Here is a 19,612-nt window from a genome sequence, read left to right as displayed (position 1 = left end):
CAGCATGGGACCGGCGCGATCATATGGTGATCATCAGGGTGTGGATAGTCACTGAGAGGTGCGAGGTGCGGGGCTGGTCGGTGGATATCGGGGCGAACGCGACCGTGCGGAAGCTGAGCCTTCGCCTGTTCGGACCGCCCGGCGACCGCGGGCTGGCGGTGGATAAGGAGCACTGGCTGGACGTGGAGCTGGCGGGAGTCGGCGCTGCCGGCTATGGAATCTACGAGGGTGTGCGATGAGCCGACTTGCGCGATGCCTGTTCCTGTCGAAGGGCACCATCAGCAAGGATGATGCCAGGGAGATCGCGCGAGCCGAGTGCGCCTTGCGCGGCCTTACCTGGGAGGAGCCCGTGAATGTGCGTCGCGACTTCGGGGACTGGGAAGTATGGACTAACGCCAATTACCGCGGCGGAAACATTCGGGTGATCGTTGGCGGAGGCAGCGGGGCCGTCGGGGGTGTCTTCGGGCCAATGCCACGATGATGATCAAAATCTCGTCGACACTCGCGCAAATTCGTTCGGCGACGGGTGACCTTTCGCCGAGACATTGTTCGGATCCGGGCCGTCGGCTGGCGGAGCGGGATCTGGCTCCGCGAAGGCCGGGGAGAAAGGAAGACCGTTGTGGCCACCAGCTCCGCGGATCCTGAGGACCTGGGCACCTACGTCACGGACGCCACCGCGGCCCGCACGACGCTGGCGGCGGCGGCGAGCGGTGTGCGGGCCTATTACGACGACGTGGTCGCCCGGTTCGGGGCGCAGTACAGTCTTTCGCATCCGGATCTGTGGGCGAAATTAGGTTCGCACCTGAGCGACGCCGAGGAGCGGGACCGTTTCGTCGCCACGGTGAAGGACGCGTTCGTCGCCGCGGACAGTGGCTCCGCGGGCACGGCCGCCGGCCCGGTCACGGTCGACGACGGCCGGATCGCTGCCGGTCTGAAGGCAGCCGGCATCGGCTCACTTCCGACGGCCACTCTCACCGTCGACGACCCGAAGCTGCTGGGCCACCCGCCGGACAGCGGCTTCGCGGCAGACCCGGTGTGCACCGCGAACGGCAACCTCGTCGAGCAGGAACTCGACCTTCCGCTGCCCGGCCGGGCGGCGCCGGCCGGCTGGCGGCGGACCTACAACTCCCGCGCTCATGAGCGGCTCGGCGCGCACGGGCGCGGGTGGTCCAGTTGGGCCGACACCGCCCTGGACCTCGGTGACGAGCGGGTCGAGGGCGCCAAGCGGGTCGAGGGCGCCGAGCGGGTCGAGGGCGCCAAGCGGGTCGAGGGCGCCGAGCGGGTCGAGGGCGCCGAGCGGGTCGAGGGCGCCGAGCAGATCGAGTGGCGCGCCCCGGACGGCGCGTGCTGTCTGCTGGCGCGCCCCGGCGTGGACCGGCCGACCGAGCTGCCGCTGCTGGGCGCGACCCTGCACGCCGACGGCGCGGGCTTCCGCTTCACCCGCGGGCCGGGGGAGACCTGGTGGTACGACGAGGCCGGTCGGCCGGTGCGGGTGCGCGTCGACCGGACGGAACTGCTGCTCGCCTGGTCGGGCGGCCGGCTGAGGCGGCTGTCGCATCCCCGTTCGGGCCGGTTCGTCGAGCTGGTATGGGACGACGAGCGTGTCCTGGTCACGGCGGTGCGGGCCAGCGACGGCCGGGAGGTGCGCTACTCCTACGACGAGTACGCCAACCTGGTCGCCGTCGACGGCGGCCCCCAGGGCTCCCGCCGCCTCCGGTACGCCGGGGCGACCGCCGGCCTGCTGACCGAGCTCGTCGACGCCGACGGCGTGACGCTGGCCCGCACCACCTACGACGAGGCCGGCCGGGTCCTGACCCAGCTCAGCCCCGAGGGCCGTCTCGTCCAGTTCGCCTACCGGGAGGGCCACCGCACTCTGGTCACCGACGCGGCGGGCGGTGCCATCAACGAGTACCGCCACGACTCGGCCGGCCGGCTGGTCGGCGTCGTGGACGACGCGGACCGTCCCCTCTACCGGGTGTTCGACGACGCCGGCCGGCTGCGCGGCATCGAGGAACGCTCCGGCGCGCGCTGGACGATGGACTACGACGACGAGGGCAACCTCGTCCACCGCGCCGGCCCGTGCGGCATCACCGAGCGCTGGTCATGGGACACCCTCGGCCGCCTGACCAGCTACACCGACCCACGCGGCCACCTCACCCGATGGGTCTACGCCGGCACCGCGCGCACCCCGGTGGAGATCGTCGACGCGGCCGGCGCGCTGATCCGGATCACCGTGAACGACGACGACCTGCCCACCTGCGTCGTCGATCCGGACGGCGTCACGACGAGGTTCCGCTGGGACGACGACGCCCAGCTCATCGACGTGCGGGTCGCCGGCGGCGGGCGGACCAGGCTGCGCTACGACGCGGCCGGCCGGCTGGTGGGGATCACCGGGCCGGTGGGGCAGACCCGGGTATGGGAGAACGACGCCGCCGGGCGGGTGACGCGCGAGCAGGGCCCGGACGGGGCAGGCAGCGAGTACCACTACACCGCCGCGGGCCGTCCCGACGGCTACGTCGACCCGGCCGGCGGGCGATGGGGTTCGACGTATGGCCCGCACGGGCGGGTCGAGCAGGTCACCGACCCGTTGGGCTCGACGCTCGGCTTCGAGTACGACCTGTTCGGCAACACCGCGCTGATCGTCGCCCCCGACGGCCAGAAGTTCCACTTCGACCACGACGGCCTCGGCCGGCTGGTGGCCCTGAGCGATCCCGCCGGCGCGACGTTCCGCCGTGGCTACGACCCGGACGGCCGCCCGACCGTCGAGTCCGACGCCGAGGGCCACGAGTGGCGGACCGAGTACGACGAGGCCGGCCGCCCGGTGCGCCGCACCAGCCCGGACGGGCGGGTCTGGCAGCGCGCGTACGACCCGGCCGGCGCCGTCATCGCCGAAACGGACCCGGCGGGCGCCGTCACCCGCTACGAGCACGACCCGCGCGGACGGGTGGTGGCCGTCACCGACCCGCTGGGCGGGCGGCGCACGCTCGAGTGGACTCCCGGCGGGCGCCTCGCCGCCGTCACCACGCCCCTTGGCCGGCGCGAGACCTACGGCTACGACCGGGTCGGCCGCTGGGTGCAGACCACCTCCCCGTCCGGGGCGCGCACCCTGTACCGCCGCGACGCCGCGGGCAGGCTGACCGCACTCGTCACCCCCGCCGGCCGCGAGACGACCTGGGAGTACGACGCGTACGGCCGCGTCGTCGCGGTCACCCGCCCGGGCGAGCGGCGCACGACGATCGAGCACAACCCGCTCGGTCTGCCCGTGGTCGTCACCGACGGCACCGGCGCCTCCCGCCGCTACACCTACGACGCCCGCGGCGCCCTGACCAGCGCCACCGACCCGCTCGGCGCCGTCACCCGCTACGAGTACAACGCCCGCGGCCAGCTCTCCGCCTGGACGGATCCGCTGGGCGGCCGCCACGAACTGCGCCACGACCAGGTCGGCCGACTGACCGCCACGACCGACCCCCTCGGCCGCACCACCACCGTCACCCGGGCCAGCGACGGCGCGGTCCAGGCCTGGCGTGGTGCGAACGGCGTCGGCCAACGGTGGTGGCGGGACGCGGCCGGCCGACTGGTGGGCGAAGGTCTCCTCGACGATGCCGAGCCCCGGACTCGTTTCGACCACGATGCCGCCGGTCGCCTGATCAGTGCCACGGCACAGGCTGATGCGACGGGACCCGACCGGGGCGTCTCCCTGACCTACGACGCGGCCGGTCGGCTGGTCTCCCGCACCACCGCGGCGGGCCGGCTCACCTGGGAGTACGACGCGGACGACCGCTGCGTCCGGCTGGGCCAGGCAGGCTCGCCGCCGGTGCGCCACGACTACGACGACGACGGCTACCTGCGCTCCGTCGAGCACCCGATACTCGGCGTGCGGCGGATCGACCGGGACGCCGACGGGCGGATCAGCGCACCGGGCAGAACGGTGGAACGCGACGCCGTAGGTCGGATCACCCGGGTCGTCGACGGCGGCCGCGAGCTGCGCTTCGGTTACGACGCCGCCGGCCAATTGGTCACCGCCGAGGGGCCGTGGGGGACCCAGACCCTGACCTGGGATCTGGGCGGACGCCTCGTCGCCGAGGACCGCGGCGACCCGGCCGGCGTCCTGCGTTCCACCTATGATGCCGCCGGCCAGCTCGTCGAACGCCGCCTCGGGGCGGCCGGGCCGACCCGCTACCGGTACGACACGGCCGGCCGCCGCGTGGCGAAGGACGGGCCGACCGGTAGCACCAGGTACGGCTGGGACGCCCTGGGCCGGCTCACCGAGGTCAGCCGCATCCCGTCCCGCGCCGTCGGCGGCGACGCGCCGGAGGAGCGGACGACTCGCCTGGTCACCGATGCACTCGGTGAGCTGCTGCAGATCGACGGCACCGCGGTCCGCTGGGACCCGGTGACCTGGCCGGGGCAGGTCCAGGGCCTCGGCGACACCACCTACGTCCGCGCCGAGTCGGCCCTCGGTGTGATCGGCCCCACGACGCCGGATGCCCGCGCGGACGGGCAGGGAGAGGACGCGGGGCGTGGGCGCTGGCATGACACCGACTGGCAGGGCTCGTTCGGCGGCCATGACCCGTGGGGAGGGCGGTTCCCCACCCGCGACGCCGGAGAGGCTGCTCGCGGCTCGTCCCCGGATGCCAGGGTCTCGGTTGGGCTCGGCTACCGTGGCGAACTCGCCTTCAACGGCCTGCTCTGGCAGCGCGCCCGGGTTCTCGACCCCCAGGCGCGTTCCTTCCTGTCCCCGGATCCGCTCGAGCACGTTCCCGGCATGCCGGGTGCGGCGAACCCCTACCACGAGGCGTGGAACAACCCGGTCGGAATGCTGGACCCGACCGGGTTGCGTCCACTGAGCGACGACGCGTACGAGGATTATCGGTCGCAGTCCGCCAGGAACATGTTCGGCAAGGCCTGGCACAACATCCAGAAGGACCCGTGGGGAAGCCTGGCCGCCGCCGCGGTCATCACCGCTGGAGTCGGGCTGATGTTCGTGCCGGGAGGGCAGGCGATCGGTGCCGGCATCCTCATCGGCGCCGGGAGCTCCGCCGGCCTGGGTCTCGTCACCGGCAACTTCGATCCCACGGCTGTCGCGCTTTCCGGTATCGCCGGGGGTGTCGGCGGCGGTGTCGGCGCCGCCACCGGAAAACTCGTCACGGGGGAGGGCTATCTGGTCGCGGCCGGATCGGGCGCAATCTCTGGGGCTGCCGGGGATGTCACCGAACAGCAGGTAGCCCACCCGGGGCATCTTGATCTCGGCGAGGTCGCATTCGGCCTGGCGACTGGTGGGCTCGGCGGAGCGGGTAGCCGCATGCTGTTCCGGCCGACTCTCAAGCCGGCCGACGTGCGGTTCAGCCAGGGGTCGGTCGGCAGGAGAGTCCCGCAGTACGTCGCCAGCATGCGGGCGAACGGTTGGGCTGGCGACCGGATCGACGTCGTGCGGATGCCCGACGGCGGACTGACGAGTGTCGACAACCGGCGGGTGCTCGCGGCAAAGATCACGAACACCCGGATCCAGGCGAACATCCACCGGTACAGCGACCCCATACCATCCGATTTCGCCGGCCGGTTCAGAGACACGAAGAAGATTTCGCCCGACACCTGGGGGGAGGCGGTGGAGAACCGATTGCGAGGGCAGAAGGCAATCTATCGTCAGACATATCCGATGGGATCGCCCATAACCAGCTGGAATGGAGGGTGGGATGAGTAACTTGATATCCACCGTCGATCTTCCTCGGGACTTCACCTATCCACCGGAATTTCTCCGAGTGGTGGAGCTCGGACTGACCAACCTCGAACCCTGGTGGATCATGGATGGGGAAATTCTGTTCCGCCGACACCTAGGCCTGCGCAGCCGCTACCCCGCCGACTGCTTTGTACCGTTCGCGGAGCGGCAGGACAACGATGACGTCGCCTGTTGGGATCTGGACTCCGGCGGTATCACCGTCGTACACGACTTCGCCAGCCCTGGATACCACCGGGAAAATGCCTTCGTCAATTTCTACGCCTGGTTCCGGCGGGCTGTCGAGGATTTTATTGAATGGGGAGAATAGCGTTCGACGCGTAGCGGCGGAGACGCGCGGAGGCCACAGCCAAGACTTGTGCCACGGGCAGCCTGCGGCAGGGCCTTGAATTCCCGATCGCCGATGGCTACGTGAAGGTCACTGGCTGGGTGCGGAGCGGTCGGGGGTCGGCGCTGCTGGTTACGGAATCTATGAGGATGAGCGATGAGCCGACTTGCGCGATGCCTGTTCCTGTCGAAGAGCCACATCAGCGGGGAGGATGCCAGGGAAATCGCGCGCGGAGTGCGCCAGGCGAGGACTCCCGTGGTGGGAGCCGGTGATGGTGCGCCGCGACTTCGGGGACTGGGAAGTTCAGAACTTGGCCACCGTCGCGGAGGGCGCTGATGTTGTCTCTCGAGGAGTACCCGGATGTCCTGGTTACCGTCGCCCACCCTTGGGGCAACGTGGAGGTTCCTGTGGATGCCTGGATACAGACTGGCCCGGGGCCGCGGCCCTACGTCGGCATCGCCGCGGCGAGGCGGTCATCGACTGGACGCGAGGTGCCGCTAACGGAGATCCCACTCGAGTATCACAACAGCTCGGAGAACCCGCAGCCTTCAACGGCACGGCCTACTTCCGTGTCCATGGTGGCCGCCGCCCGAGTCGGAGCCTAGAAATTTCACCGACCTGGGATGATGTCGTCCGGCTCGCCTCATTGACAGGAAAGTGGTGCAGATCGTCGTGGTGGATTTCGTCCCTTCAGCCGGCCTGGTCACCTTCAGGTACGGTGGCGGCCCGTTGGTCGGACGGTGGCGTGGTAACGAGGCTCCCCGGCCCGAGCCCGTCTATGCCGAGCTCATGACACTTCCGACCGGTCCTGCGGGGCGCAGTCCGCGGTCTCGGACCTCATGATCGTCAGGGTGCGCGCGGTCGCCGGGGGCGGCGGGGTGCGGGACTGGTCGGTGGAGGTCGGGGCGGACGCGACTGTGCGGGAGCTGGGTCTTCGCCTGTTTGGCCCGGCGGGCGAGTTCGGTCTTGTGGTGGAGGGGGAGTCGTTCGAGCCTGAGGTGCCGGTGGCGATCTGCGGCATCGTCGACGGCGTCGAGGTGGCCCCGGCCGAATCCGTGGACGGGTATTGGTCCGGGTCTGGCGGTGGGCTCACCGCGCCGGGACCGTCGGCTTGGCGGGGAGACGACACCTCGCAGGGAGACAACGCCGATGCCTGGTGGGAGCCCGTGGCTGCGCCGGAACCCAGCGGCTTCGAGGCGGTCGCGTCGGATACGGAGGCGGACTGGTGGGCCCCGGCCCACCACGCCGAACTGTCTGACGTACTGCCCTGGTCGTCGGCGGGGTCGCAGCCCGGCGGGTGGGAGCTGGTGGTCGTCGCTGGCCCGGGTGCTGGGTGGCGGCTGCCCGTGCCGGTGGGGCAGGCGGTCTCGCTGCTCGTCGACCCGTTCGACGGGCCGCTGCTCGAACGCGGCGGCGTTGAGGAGGCGGTGGCCGAGTTCACCGTGGCCGACGACGCGGTCACCTGCCGGTGGGCGGCGGCCGAGTTCACCGTGGACGGCGAGGCTCCCGCGGACGATCAGGTCCTGCGCCCCGCCGCGGTGCTCACCGTCGGGCGCAGCACCGCACGCCTGGCCCGCGCGGGCGGCGGGCTGGCCCGACCGGGCCAGGCACTGGGCGTGCCGGCCGAGCATCGCCCGACCGTGCCGTTCCACCGCACCGCCCGTCCGGTGCCACCGCCGGCGCCGGACGGGGTCACGCTGCCGCCGACGCCCCGGGAGCCGGGCCGGGCGAACCCGTTCAACTGGGCCTCCCTCGGCGCTCCGCTGGTCCTCGCCGGCCTTCTGTTCACGATGACCAGGCAGCTCACGTACGCGCTCCTCTCCGCGATGGGCGCGATCATCGTGGTGTTCTCGTTCGTGGAGAGCCGGCTGCGCCGCCGCCGGGAGGTGCGCCGCGGCGCCGCCGAGCGGGCGGCGGAACTCGCCGCGTTCGACACCAGGCTGGCCGAGGCCAGGCGCCAGGAGCTGCGGCGCCGCTGGGACGTCACGCCGACGGCGGCCGACTGGGTGCGCGCCGCCGACCAGCTGGGCGCCACCCTGTGGGAACGCGGTCCGACCGACCGCGACTTCCTGGACGTCTTCGTCGCCGTCGGGCACCTGCAGTGGCGTCCGGCGGTCGAGCGGGTGGACCAGGCCGGCGCCGAGGTCAGGGAACGGGTGGCCCGTTCGGGGGGTCTCTCACCCGTCCCGCTCACCCTCAGTCTGGACCGCGGCGAGCTCGTGACGCTGCGCGGCCCGCGGCCGGAGGTGCTGGGCCTGGTCCGTGCGGCGATCTGTCAGGCGTGCTGCGCGCAGGGGCCCGCCCATCTGCGGATCGGCCTGCTGGTCGAGGACACCGCCGACTGGGAGTGGCTCAAGTGGCTCCCGCACCTGCGGGACGAGGCCAGCGGGGAACTGCGGGTGCGGCGCATCGACGCCACCGCAGACCCGCAGCGCGCCGTCGACGAGGCCGCCGCCTGGCTGACAGCCGCGGACGCGTTCGCCGCCGCCGGCGCCGCCGGAGCAGGAGGACCGGGAGGACCAGGCCGGCCGGGCGGATCGGGCCGGCCGGGCGGATCGGGCGGCCTCGGTGGCTCCGGTGGCTTCGGCGGCCGGGGCGCCGGCGGGGGTCCCGCGTTCGGCCTGCCGGCCGCCGCGTCCCCCGAGCGGGTGCAGGCGGTCCGGACCCTGCTGATCGTCGACGGCCCGCGGCTGCGGCCCGGGTCCAGCCTCGCCTTCCGCCGCGCGCTCGCGGCCGACGCGTCGGCGATCGTCGTCGACGGCCCACCCCCCAATCTGACCACCACGCTGGTCGAGTTCGGCCCCGACGGCACGGTCACGCAGGCCGACGCCAGGACCGGCCAAGTCGTCCACGGCGCGAGCCCGGCGGCGCTCGACGCCGACGACGCCGACCGCTGCGCGCGGATGCTCGCGCGGCTCGACGATCCGCTCGTGGCCGAGCGGGACGTGCCGTTGCCCGCCGGGGTGCGGCTGTCCGACCTCGTCCCGTTCGACCTGGCGCAGCCGTCCGACCAGCTTGCCGACGCCATCCGCGGGCACTGGTCGGCCCGCCACGACCCCGGGAGCCTCACGATCGCGGTGGGCGTCGGCGAGGATGGGCCGTTCGAGCTCGACCTCGTCCGCCATGGCCCGCACGGGCTCCTGGGCGGCGCGACGGGATCCGGCAAGAGCGAGCTGCTGAAGACGATCGTGGCCGGGCTCGCCGCGCGGTACTCACCCGACGAGGTGATCATCGGACTGTTCGACTTCAAGGGCGGCACGTCCCTGCAGGAGCTCACCCGGCTGCCGCACTGCGTCGGCCTGGTCAGCGACACCGACCTGCACGAGGCCGAGCGGGCGCTGCGCTACCTGCGCACCGAGCTGCTGCGCCGCGAACGGCTGCTGTTCGCCCGCGGCGCGACGAAGATCGAGCAGATCGCCGGTGAGCTGCCCCGACTGATCGTCATCATCGACGAGTTCCAGATCCTCGCCGATGAGCTCCCCGACGAGCTGCAGACCGTCATCGACCTGACGAAGCGGGGCCGCTCCCTGGGCGTGCACCTGCTGTTCGCCACGCAGAGCCCCGCCTCGGTGCGCAACTACGACGAGATCAAGCGCAACACCCAGCTGCGGATGACCCTCAAGCTCCTCGACGTCGAGGACTCGGTGCGCCTCATCGACCTGCCGGACGCCGCCCGGTTCACCGTGCCCGGCCGCGGGCTGGCCCGGGTCGACAACCAGGTGCTCGCCTTCCAGGCCGGCTACCCGTCCGGCCCAGTCGAAGCGTCCGCGGACGACGCGATCCGCCTCGAACCGTTCACGCTGCTCCCCGCCGCCGCCCCCGACGACGACAGGTGGACCGTCACGCCCAGTGCGGTCGCCACCGCCGCCTCGGCCGTCCCACCCGGCGCGGCCGTCGTCGCCACCGCGGACGTCGTGGGCGCCGCAGGCGTCGTCACGTCCATGTCCGGCGGCGCGAACCTGGCGGGCATCGCAGCCCTGGACGAGCCCTGGTGGCAGGTGGACGACCTGCCGAACGGCACGGGTGTCGAGGACGACGAGAGTGTCGAGGCCGGGGAGCGGACCGAGCTGGGCGCGTTGATCGCCGGAGTCCGGCGTGCCTACCGGTCGGCGCTGGGCAGGCGCCAGCTGCGGCCCGTCGCGGACGTCTGGCCGCCGGCACTGCCCGTGTCGCTGGCACCGGGCGAGGTCGTGGCCCAGGCCCGGGCGGGGGAGGTGATCCCCGGGCGTCCCGCCGGGCTCGCGGCGTACTTCGGCCGCGCGGACCGTCCGGACGAGTCCGAGCACGCCCGCCAGCCCGCGGTCGCCTGGCATCTCGACGCCGGCAACCTGCTCGTCTTCGGCGCTCCGGGCGCCGGCGCCACCACCGCGCTGACCGTGCTCGCCACGAGTCTCACCGCCTCGCTGTCCCCGGCCGAGCTGCACCTGTACGCACTCGACTTCGCCGGAGGCGACCTGCAGGGGCTCGCCGCGCTGCCGCACTGCGCCGGCAACGTCATCCTCGGTGACGAGCGGGAGCGGCAGGTGAACCTGCTGGCCTACCTGCGGGCCCGGATCGCCCGGCTGGGGGCGCTGGACGCGGCGGCCCGAGCGGCCGAGGCCCAGTCGATCCTGCTGATCGACAACCTGGCCGGCTTCATGAACGCGTACGAGGCCGTCAGCTCCAAACAGGGGATCGCGGTGCTGGAGGACTTCGCCGCGGTGATCGGCGCGGGGCCCGCGTCGAAGGTGGCCGTCGCCGCGTCCGTCGTCGGCACCCGGGTGCGCAACGAGGTCGCCGCCCGCGCGCCGCAGCGGCTCATCCTGCGCCTACCGGACCGCAACGCCTACACCGACCTCACCGTCGAACGACGCTCGATCCCACGCGGTGTGCCCGGCCGGGGCCTGTGGACCACCGGCAACGACCTGCTGATGGAGGTCCAGGTCGCCACCCCCGACGCCGTCTCCCCGACCGGGGCCACGCGCGAGTCCACGCCCGCAGCGTTGCCCACCGATGTGCCCGCAGCCCTGCTCGGCGGCGCCGACGGGCCTGGCCGGTCGTCGCGGTGGGCCTGGGCGGACGGCGCCCGCGCCGCGTCCCTACCCAGACGCATCCGGGCCCTGCCGGCGACGATCGAGCCGGACGAGCTCACCGCGGACGGGGGCGCCCGCCTGGACGACGACGTGCTGGTGATCCCGGTGGGCCTCGCCACCCAGGACGGCGCGGTCGTGCAGGTGTGCCTTGACCTGGCGGAAGGCAGCCCGGCCCTGGTGTACGGGCCACCTCGCTGCGGCAAGAGCACGCTGCTGCGCCGACTCGCGGAGCTCACTCGGGCGAGCCTGGGTGACGCCGTGGCGATCTACGCGGCAGCCCCCGCCGACTCGCCGCTCGCGGGCTGCCCGGCCGCGGACCGGGTGCGTGAGCTCGACACGGCGGTGACCCTCGCCCAGCGGGCCGCGGGCGAGCAGCGCCCCGCCCTGCTGCTCATCGACGACGTGACCCGGCTCGGCGACAGCCTGAACGCCTTCCTGCAGGAGCGTCACCCCCGCGTCCGCCTGGTTGCGACGGCCCGCGTCGGCGAGCTGCGCACGGCCGACTACACCTCGACCGCGAGCCGGCTCAAGTCGGCGCCGACCCGCCTCGTGCTCGAACCGGAACCCGGCGAGTCCGACCCCATCAGCGGCCGGTACCTCACCTACCCGCCGAGCGGACCAGGCCGCGGCCGAGGCTTCCTGCTCTCCGCAAGCGGCACCCGATTCGTCCAGACCTGAACCAGCACCCCGATGCACATGGAATGGGGTGTTCCGGTGGTGGCAGGCCGACCATCCTGGAAGGGCCCAACGGTAAGCGGCGGGCGGAGGGAAGAACGAGATGGCGGCCGTCCTTCCCCAGGGTGACGCGCTGGCGATCCGGGAGATCCTGGCGCTGTTCGCGCATGTCTTCGACAACAACGATGTGGCGGGGCTGGGGCTCGCGTGCACGTCCGACGTCCGGGTCGACATCGGGCCGGGCCCGAGCCGGACCTACCACGGGCTCGGGGAGTTCGCCGACTACGTCCGCTCCAGGAGCGCGGCGGCGCCCGACCATCACACTGTCCACACCTCCCTGCTCCTCCAGGAGGACGGGAGCGTGCGGGCCTGAAGTCGCTACCTCGGGATTGACCTGGAGGGCCGGCTGACCAGCGGCGAGTTCTTCGACGCCTGGCGTCCACGGGTCGGTGACCTGGGCGTCCCCCGCGGTGACGCGCCGGTCAGGCCCTGACCGGCGAGGTCCGCCAGGACGGCGGCGGATGTCCGATAATCAACGCCGTTGACGTGATTCCACGATCGCGATCATGAGAATCGACTGGACGTGAAGCGATACCGCTGCGGCGAGCGATTGCCCGGCGGCCTACCCGGGCACGCAGAGGAAGGCGGCCGGCGCGGTCCGCGCACCCCAAGCGGTTGCGCACCCGCGTCCTGCCGCCGCCCGACCGCTACCGCCTTGTGCGGCCTCCGGAGGTGGAACGTGCCCGCAGCATGGTCGTTGCCGGCGTCCCTGCGTCGATTCCTGCCCGCCGACAGGGCAGCCGATCGCCCGGCACCCGCGTCCGCCGCCGGGTCCGGGGCGGCAGCGTCCCGCGTGGTCGTGGTGGGCAGCGGATTCGCCGGCCTGCGGCTGCTGCGGCGGCTGGAGGGTCTGCTGCCGGCGTCGGCGGCGGAGCTCACCGTCGTCTCGCCGGTGGACCATCTGCTCTACACCTCCCTGATGCCGCAGGTCTGCGCGAGCTCGGTGGAGCCGCGGCACCTGGCGGTGGCCACCCGGGGGGCGCTGCGCCGCACCGTGCTGCGCCTGGGCCATGCGGTGGCGGTCGACACCCGGGCCCGCACGGTGACCGTGCTCGGCAGCGACGGCACGGTCGACGAGCTGGGCTGGGATCGGCTTGTGCTGGCCCCCGGGTCCGTCACGCGGACCTTCGACATCCCCGGCGTGCGCGAGCACGCGATCGGCCTGAAGAACCTCGCCGAGGCCGTCCACCTGCGCGACCATGTGCTGCGGCAGTTCGAGCGGGCGGATGCCACCACCACCGACGACGCTCGCCGGCGCGCCCTGTGCACCTTCGTGATCGTCGGCGGCGGGTACACGGGCACGGAGCTCGCCGCGCAGATGACCCGTTTCAGCCGGCGCGCGGTGGCGAACTACCCGCGGGTGCGGGCCGAGGAGGTCCGCTGGGTGCTCGTCGACCACGCGCCGAGCCTGCTGCACGAACTGGCGCCGACGCTCGGCCGCCGGGCCGCCGACGTGCTGACCGCCCGCGGCGTCGAGCTGCGGCTGCGGACGGCGGTGCACGAGGTCACCGAGCGCACCGTCCGGTTGGGCCAGGCGGAGGCCCCCGACCAGCACGAGACGATCGACACCCACACCGTGGTCTGGTGCGCGGGGGTGTCCCCGAGCCCGCTCGTGGCCAAGCTGGGCCTGCCCACCACGCACGGGCGCCTCGTCGTCGACGACTGCTTCCGCGTCCCCGAGGTGGATGGCCTGTTCGCGCTGGGCGACGCCGCCGCCGTGCCGGACGTGACCCGCTCGGGCGCCCTCGCCAGTCAGACCGCCCAGCACGCCGTGCGCCAGGCCGGGGCCGCCGCCCGCAACGTGGCGGCGTCCCTCGGGTACGGCACCGCCCGGCCGTACCGGCACCACGATCTCGGGTTCGTGGTCGATCTAGGCGGCCGGGACGCGGTGGCCAACCCGCTGGGGGTCACCCTGCACGGACTGCCCGCGGCCGTGGTCACCCGGGCGTACCACGCGTACGCGTTGAACAACGGGTCCAATCGGGTCAGGGTGGTCACGGACTGGGCGCTGGACCTGGTCATCCCGCACCAGATCGTGCAGCTCGGCTTCGCTGACGGGCGGCCACCCACGATCGACGCCACCGAGCAGACCGGCATCTACCCGGCCGCGGCGTCGGGACCGGCGAGCGTCGACGTTGCCCCGAGCGACTCCCCGGCGCATCCGGGCCGTGCGGTGGGCGGCGTCGCGGGACGATGAACCGGGCCGGTGTTCCGCGCCCCCTTCCCCCGGCAGCCGGCCCGATCGGATCAGGCCCGGCAGCCGGTCCGAGCGGATCAGGCCCGGCCCCCGGCCCGATCGGGTCAGGCGGTCCCGCCGCCGCCGGCTGCCACCCCGCCCACCGGGACAGCGGTCGGGCTCGTGACGAGCCGGCCGCAGGCGGCCGAGTTGGAGACCTCCTCGGGCAGCTCGGGCTTCACGTCGCTGCGGGCCGCCCCGTCGTAGCGGCCGCTGTGGTTCGCGTCGACACCGTGCTGCTCGATCACGCCCTCGCCGCCGCGCAGCTCCGCGGCGACCGTCGGGGAGACGGTGATGGTGCGCTCGTAGCCGGCGTCGCCGACGGGGAAGCGGTCCAGCGCGTAGGAGCTGTCCGGGCCGGTGTCGCCGGTCGTGGTGAGCGACACCGCGATGGCACCGATCGACTTCTTCGCGTCGCCCGAACGGACCTGGCCCCTCGCGCCGGTGCCCGTCGCGTCCGGGGCGGGGCAGGAATGGCTGCCGCCGATGTGGATGTGCTGGGGGTGCGGCAGTCCCGGAGCCAAGCCGTGGGTGACGATCCGGATGCTCAGCAGGTTCCCCCGCAGGGTCGCGGTGGCTGTGCCGCTCGCGCCGGATCGGTTCACCGGTCCGAGGTCGGCGATCAGGTAGGTCGGCCCGTCGGCGGGCGTGTCACCTCGTCCGTGCGGCGTCGAGGCCGCGTCGGCGGGCGGCACGAGCGGGTGGCCGGTGTCCGCACCGATGCTGTCCGCACCGATGCTGTCTGCGCCGACCGGGGCTGCCCCATCCGGGCCGGATACTGCCAGGACCGGGAGGACGGCGAGGGGAAGCAGGCCCACGCCGATTCCCGGGATGATCCCCCTGAGACCTCGTCGCATCCGCGGACTCCTTTCGGGCGGTGGACCGTGGCTGCATCGTGATCGATCAGGTGCGTAGGGTGGCGGCATCAGCCAAGGCCATGCGCGCCCATCCGTCAACGCGATGATGAGCCGGTGGAGGGAGCCCGCCGCGGCGCCGCCCGGATCGGGGATACGGGTGGACCCGGATCGGGGGATGCGGGTGAAGGCCGGCCGCGCAGCCGGCACATCACCCGATCGGGCCAGCCGCGGCGGCGATGTGGGCGCGTTGCGGTGGGAGGTCCGTTGTCGGCCGGTCGAGACGCTTTACCGGCAGGTCAGCGGGTATGCGGCCCACCCGGACGGGGGATAGCTTCATGACGATGGACGGCCTGGGGAGGCGCGGGATGGCGCTCGGTGGCCGCATCGACCGGGCCCAGCAACGCAACCGTGGGGTCGGCTTCGTCATCGCCGTCATCTACAAGTTCGCCGACGATCAGGGCGGCTACCTCGCCGCCCTGATCACCTTCTACGCCTTCCTGTCGCTGTTCCCGTTGTTGCTGCTGCTCACGACCGGGCTGGGCTTCGTCCTGCACGGCCATCCTGACCTGCAGGAACAAGTCGTGACCTCCACGCTGAGCCAGTTTCCGATCATTGGTGATCAGCTCCGCGACGACGTGCAGGCACTCAAGGGCAGCGGCGTCGCCGTCGCCGTCGGCGTCCTCGGCGCCATCTCCGGCAGCCTCGGCGTCGCCCGGGCGATCGGCAACGCCCTCGACACCGTCTGGGCGGTGCCGCGCCGGGCCCGACCGAACCCGTTCTTCGCCCGGCTGCGCAGCCTCAGCCTCATCGGCCTGCTCGGCCTCGGTGTGCTGATGACGACGGTGCTCTCCAGCGTCACGACCGGGGCCTCGGCGTTCGGCCGGTTGGCCGCCGGGTTCCAGGTGCTCGCGGTCGCGATCTCCACGGCGGGCAACGCCGGCCTGGTCCTCGTCGCCTTCAAGGTCCTGACCGCCCGGTCCGTCCGAGTGCGCGAGATCCTGCCCGGAGCGGTGTTCGCGGCGCTCGGCTGGCAGCTCGTGCAGACCCTGGGCAGCTACTACATCGCCCACCAGCTCAAGGGCTCCACCCAGGTCTACGGGCTGTTCGGGCTCGTTCTCGGGCTGATGACCTGGCTGTACTTCCTCGCCGTCGTCGTGGTTGTCGCCATGGAGATCAACGCGGTGCGGGCGGGCCGACTCTACCCGCGGGCGCTGTTGACCCCGTTCACCGACGACGTCGAGCTGACCGATTCCGACCGGCGGGCCTACACCTCCTACGCCAAGGCGGAGCAGTTCAAGAGCTTCCAGCAGGTGGACGTCACCTTTACCGACCTGCCCGACCAGCAGCGCCCGGCGAGCGACCCGCTGTCGGCGATCCCGGGCGTGGGTCGTGACCCGACCGCCGCCGCGGACCCCGATCCATCCGTCGAGGGCGTCCCCGATCCGTCCGCCGAGGCCGTCCCCGATCTGTCGGCCGACAGGGTTCCCGGTCCGTCGGCGGATGTGGATCGCGGCCATCTGCCCTAGTGGATCTCGGCCAGGAGTCCGGGCGCCGCCGCGACACCGCCCGGATGGCCCGTCAAGCCGGGGAAGGTGTCGGCCGCGGTCCCGGATCGTCCGGGATCCGGACCGGCGCGAGCAGCACGGCGGTGGGGTCGCCGCCCGGCCCGCCGACCACCGCAGGCCACAGGCCGTCGTTGACGCAGTCCCGTGCGACAGCGGCAGCCCAGGCGGGGGGCGCGCTCAGGGAGACGAACCGGCCCCGGTCGATGCCGAGGATCACGTGTGCCCCGATCAGCGCATGGCGCAATGCCTGCCCGTGAGGGGCCCGGGCGGCCCACCCTACCGGGATCCGTCCGTGGGCCTCGTCGGCGTGGGGCGGCCAGCCTGAGATGTTGACCAGCTCCGCGCGCAGGCGCAGCAGCGGGTGTGGACCGGGATAAAGCCCAGCGCTCAGTCGCAGTTCCGCCCGGGCGAACCAGGTGTCCCAGGTAATCCTGGTCGGCGCCGTCCCACCGTGATCCACGGTCCGGACCTGACGGCCGGACGGCGCACTGAGCCGCACCGTGTGCGCCCCCGACCGGGCCACACCCGGCCCGCCCGCCGCCGCGCCGGCCGGCTCCCAGGGGGCCGGGCGGGGGGCACTGAGATGAGGTAGCCAGCCGCGAGGCCATGTTCCGGTCGACGGAGTCGAGGGATGAGTGATCGGGCCGGGGCCCGCCGCGAGCAGATCCGCGATCGTCACGTCCTCATCGACCTCGTGGGGCAGAAACTCGGCCTGGTCGTCGGGGTCGGCGTCGAAGGCCACCTCCGGCCCGACGCTGGCACCGCCCGATCGGAGGACCTGCTGCTCCCGCGTCGTGATCTGCAGCCAGCGGACCTGCGCGGTCAGCACGGCGTCGGGGCCCGCCTCCAACAGGCACTCCGCGTGGACGTAGGCTCGGTCAGCCGGATGGCGCGCGGCGTAGGCGGCCGGGGTCAGCACCCCGACGAGTCCGCCCGATCCGCCCCGACCGGGCCGCACGCGATGGCCCGGATCGTGCCGGTAGATCGTCGCGTCGGCGATCGCCGCCGCCCGGTCCAGCCGCGCCTGAACCGTCCTCATCGCTGGCCTCCTTCACGCTGGTCAGAGGACGCTGATCGCTTCCCCGGCGTGGACCAGCACCGCGTCGCCCGCCCGGGCTCGGACGAGGGCGAGACCGATCTCCTCGGTGCCGGCCGCTGTCCGGACAAGTGCGACCCCGCCCGGCAGGCACCGGACGATCTCGGCCTCGATCGTCTCCTCCGGTCCGGCGAGCTGCCCCGCCGCGCCACACACCGGCGCCTCGGGGCCCGGATGGGCCGCTGCCTGCGCGGCCTCCCACGTTGACAGCCGCTCGGCTCCCGTACATGCGGCTTCGTCCCCCGCATCGGTGACGCGCGGCGTGCGCCGTTCGGGGGACGCCACGGCGGTACTGGACGCCACGGCGGTACCAGACGCCACGGCGGGACCAGGGGTGTCCCGCCGCCGACGTGGCGGTCTGCTGGCGCGTCTGACCTGCTCGTTCATCGGTCATCACCTCGATACAGGTCTACCCGGCGCAACGGTACGACCCACGCTCTGAGGTCACCAGTCGGCTCGGACGGGTCCGCGGCCGCGCGATCGGGCAGCATGGGAGCGGTGGGAGTAAAGACGACCAACGACGGCGAGGCGTTCGACCGGCTGTGTGCCCTCGTCGCGGCAGGCGGCGTCGCCGTGGTGAGCGGGGCGGGGATCTCGACCGATTCCGGCATCCCCGACTATCGGGGCCCGAACGGGGCACTGCGCCGCCACACCCCGATGACCTACCAGCAGTTCACCAAGGAACCGGGGGCTCGTCACCGCTACTGGGCGCGCAGCCACGCCGGCTGGCGGCAGGTCGCCCGGGCCGAGCCCAACCCGGGCCACCGCGCGGTGGCCCGCCTGGAGCAGGCGGGACTGGTCACCGGCATCATCACCCAGAACGTCGACGAGTTGCACCAGCGCGCCGGCTCCCGCCATGTCATCGATCTGCATGGAAGCCTCTCCCGCGTGGTGTGCGGCGACTGCGGGCAGGTGAGCCCGCGCCTCGACCTCGACGAGCGGCTGACCGCGGCGAACCCGGGCTTCCGCATCTCCGGAGCCCCCACCAATCCGGACGGTGACGTCACCCTCTCGGCGGAGGCGGTCGCCCGCTTCGTCATGGTCGACTGCCGTGGCTGCGGCGGTGAGCGGCTGGAACCGGACGTGGTGTTCTTCGGCGCCACTGTGCCGCGACCCCGCGTGGCGCAGGCATTCGATCTGGTCGAGAGCGCGCGTGCGGTGCTGATCCTGGGATCGTCGCTGACGGTGATGTCCGGCTACCGGTTCGTCCTGCGGGCGGCCGAGCTCGACATCCCGGTCGCGATCGTCAACCAGGGGCCCACCCGTGGGGACAGCCGGGCGACGGTCCGTGTCGACGCCCCCCTCGGGACGCTGCTGCCGCGGCTGGCTGCCGCCGTCACCAGCGGCGAACGAACGCTCGCGCCGTCACGGACCGTGCCGTCCCTGGCCCTGTCGGGGGATTCGCCCGCTGAGCTGTGAGGATGGGGAGATGCGATCGGTCTCCCGCCCCCAGCCCGCGAACCTGGCGTTTCGTCGTGCCACCGACAGCGCCGCCGAGGCGGCGGCGATCGTCGCTCTCGTCGAATCCGCGTACCGGGGGGAGTCCAGCCGGGCGGGGTGGACCACCGAAGCGGACCTGGTCGGGGGCCAGCGCACGGATGTCGAGGAGGTGCGTGCCGCCCTGACCGCCCCACACGGGACAGTCCTGCTCGCGGAGGAGCCCTCGGGTCTCCTCGTGGGCTGCTGCCACGTGGAGCGTCGGATCGAGCCGCGGGCGCATGGCGGAGCTGGTGTGGTCCAGACGGGTGAGTTGGTGGCCCAGCCGGGCGAGGACGAGGGGACCACCGCAGCGGGGATCACCGCGGTGACGGGGGCCTACTTCGGCATGTTCGCCGTCAGCCCCACCCGGCAGGGGGCCGGAGTGGGCGGGGCGCTGCTGCGGCTCGCCGAGCGGCACGCCGTCACCGCGTGGTCGGCGTCGTGGATGGAGATGCAGGTCATCGCCCAGCGGAGCGAACTCATCGGCTGGNACCGCGGCAAGGGATACCT

At 72.9% G+C, this 19,612-nt stretch carries 11 protein-coding genes; 8 read left to right on the top strand and 3 right to left on the bottom strand.

Going from position 1 to position 19,612, the window contains the following annotated elements:
* Positions 1 to 80: 80 nt before the first annotated feature.
* The 6 genes from FF36_RS06370 to FF36_RS06345 all read left to right on the top strand — a co-directional run bounded on the left by FF36_RS06370 (position 81) and on the right by FF36_RS06345 (position 14,066).
* Positions 81 to 239 carry a hypothetical protein gene (locus FF36_RS06370; protein ID WP_157871703.1) on the top strand — a complete coding sequence of 53 codons (159 nt, stop codon included), beginning with the start codon at positions 81 to 83 and terminating at the stop codon, positions 237 to 239.
* Positions 240 to 619: 380 nt separating this feature from the next.
* A complete protein-coding gene (locus tag FF36_RS06365) occupies positions 620 to 5,701 on the top strand; it encodes a DUF6531 domain-containing protein (protein WP_044884049.1) in 5,082 nt (1,693 codons plus the stop codon).
* Positions 5,694 to 6,044, top strand: a complete 351-nt coding sequence (locus tag FF36_RS06360; protein ID WP_044884143.1) for a hypothetical protein — start codon at positions 5,694 to 5,696, stop codon at positions 6,042 to 6,044. Before FF36_RS06365 ends, FF36_RS06360 begins: the two co-directional genes overlap by 8 nt.
* 857 nt (positions 6,045 to 6,901) lie before the next feature.
* Positions 6,902 to 11,812, top strand: a complete 4,911-nt coding sequence (locus FF36_RS06355; RefSeq protein ID WP_044884048.1) for an FtsK/SpoIIIE domain-containing protein — start codon at positions 6,902 to 6,904, stop codon at positions 11,810 to 11,812.
* 100 nt (positions 11,813 to 11,912) lie between these two features.
* Positions 11,913 to 12,182 carry a nuclear transport factor 2 family protein gene (locus FF36_RS06350; protein ID WP_044884142.1) on the top strand — a complete coding sequence of 90 codons (270 nt, stop codon included), beginning with the start codon at positions 11,913 to 11,915 and terminating at the stop codon, positions 12,180 to 12,182.
* 408 nt (positions 12,183 to 12,590) lie between these two features.
* The gene (locus FF36_RS06345; protein ID WP_370657255.1) at positions 12,591 to 14,066 is read left to right on the top strand and encodes an NAD(P)/FAD-dependent oxidoreductase; all 1,476 of its coding nucleotides are present in this window, start codon (positions 12,591 to 12,593) and stop codon (positions 14,064 to 14,066) included.
* 104 nt (positions 14,067 to 14,170) lie between these two features.
* Here the strand turns inward: FF36_RS06345 and FF36_RS06340 are convergent, their stop codons facing one another.
* A complete protein-coding gene (locus FF36_RS06340) occupies positions 14,171 to 14,962 on the bottom strand; it encodes a hypothetical protein (RefSeq protein WP_044884046.1) in 792 nt (263 codons plus the stop codon).
* 335 nt (positions 14,963 to 15,297) lie between these two features.
* Between FF36_RS06340 and FF36_RS06335 the strand changes: the two genes are divergently transcribed.
* Complete coding sequence (locus FF36_RS06335; protein ID WP_236705827.1) at positions 15,298 to 16,488, top strand: YihY/virulence factor BrkB family protein; 1,191 nt, start codon at positions 15,298 to 15,300, stop codon at positions 16,486 to 16,488.
* 52 nt (positions 16,489 to 16,540) lie between these two features.
* On the opposite strand, the gene FF36_RS06330 is transcribed toward FF36_RS06335, so the two are convergent.
* Together FF36_RS06330 and FF36_RS31405 are read right to left on the bottom strand one after the other, a co-directional pair.
* The gene (locus FF36_RS06330) at positions 16,541 to 17,566 is read right to left on the bottom strand and encodes a hypothetical protein (protein WP_044884045.1); all 1,026 of its coding nucleotides are present in this window, start codon (positions 17,564 to 17,566) and stop codon (positions 16,541 to 16,543) included.
* A gap of 21 nt (positions 17,567 to 17,587) precedes the next feature.
* Positions 17,588 to 17,926 carry a HypC/HybG/HupF family hydrogenase formation chaperone gene (locus tag FF36_RS31405; protein WP_236705828.1) on the bottom strand — a complete coding sequence of 113 codons (339 nt, stop codon included), beginning with the start codon at positions 17,924 to 17,926 and terminating at the stop codon, positions 17,588 to 17,590.
* Positions 17,927 to 18,112: 186 nt separating this feature from the next.
* On the opposite strand from FF36_RS31405, the gene FF36_RS06320 reads away from it, so the two are divergent.
* Positions 18,113 to 19,042, top strand: coding sequence for an NAD-dependent protein deacetylase (locus FF36_RS06320; RefSeq protein ID WP_044884044.1), 930 nt, complete (start codon positions 18,113 to 18,115; stop codon positions 19,040 to 19,042).
* Positions 19,043 to 19,612 lie beyond the last annotated feature (570 nt).

The organism is Frankia torreyi (assembly GCF_000948395.1).
Lineage (GTDB): Bacteria > Actinomycetota > Actinomycetes > Frankiales > Frankiaceae > Frankia > Frankia torreyi.
This window is presented reverse-complemented; position numbering and strand designations above follow the sequence as displayed.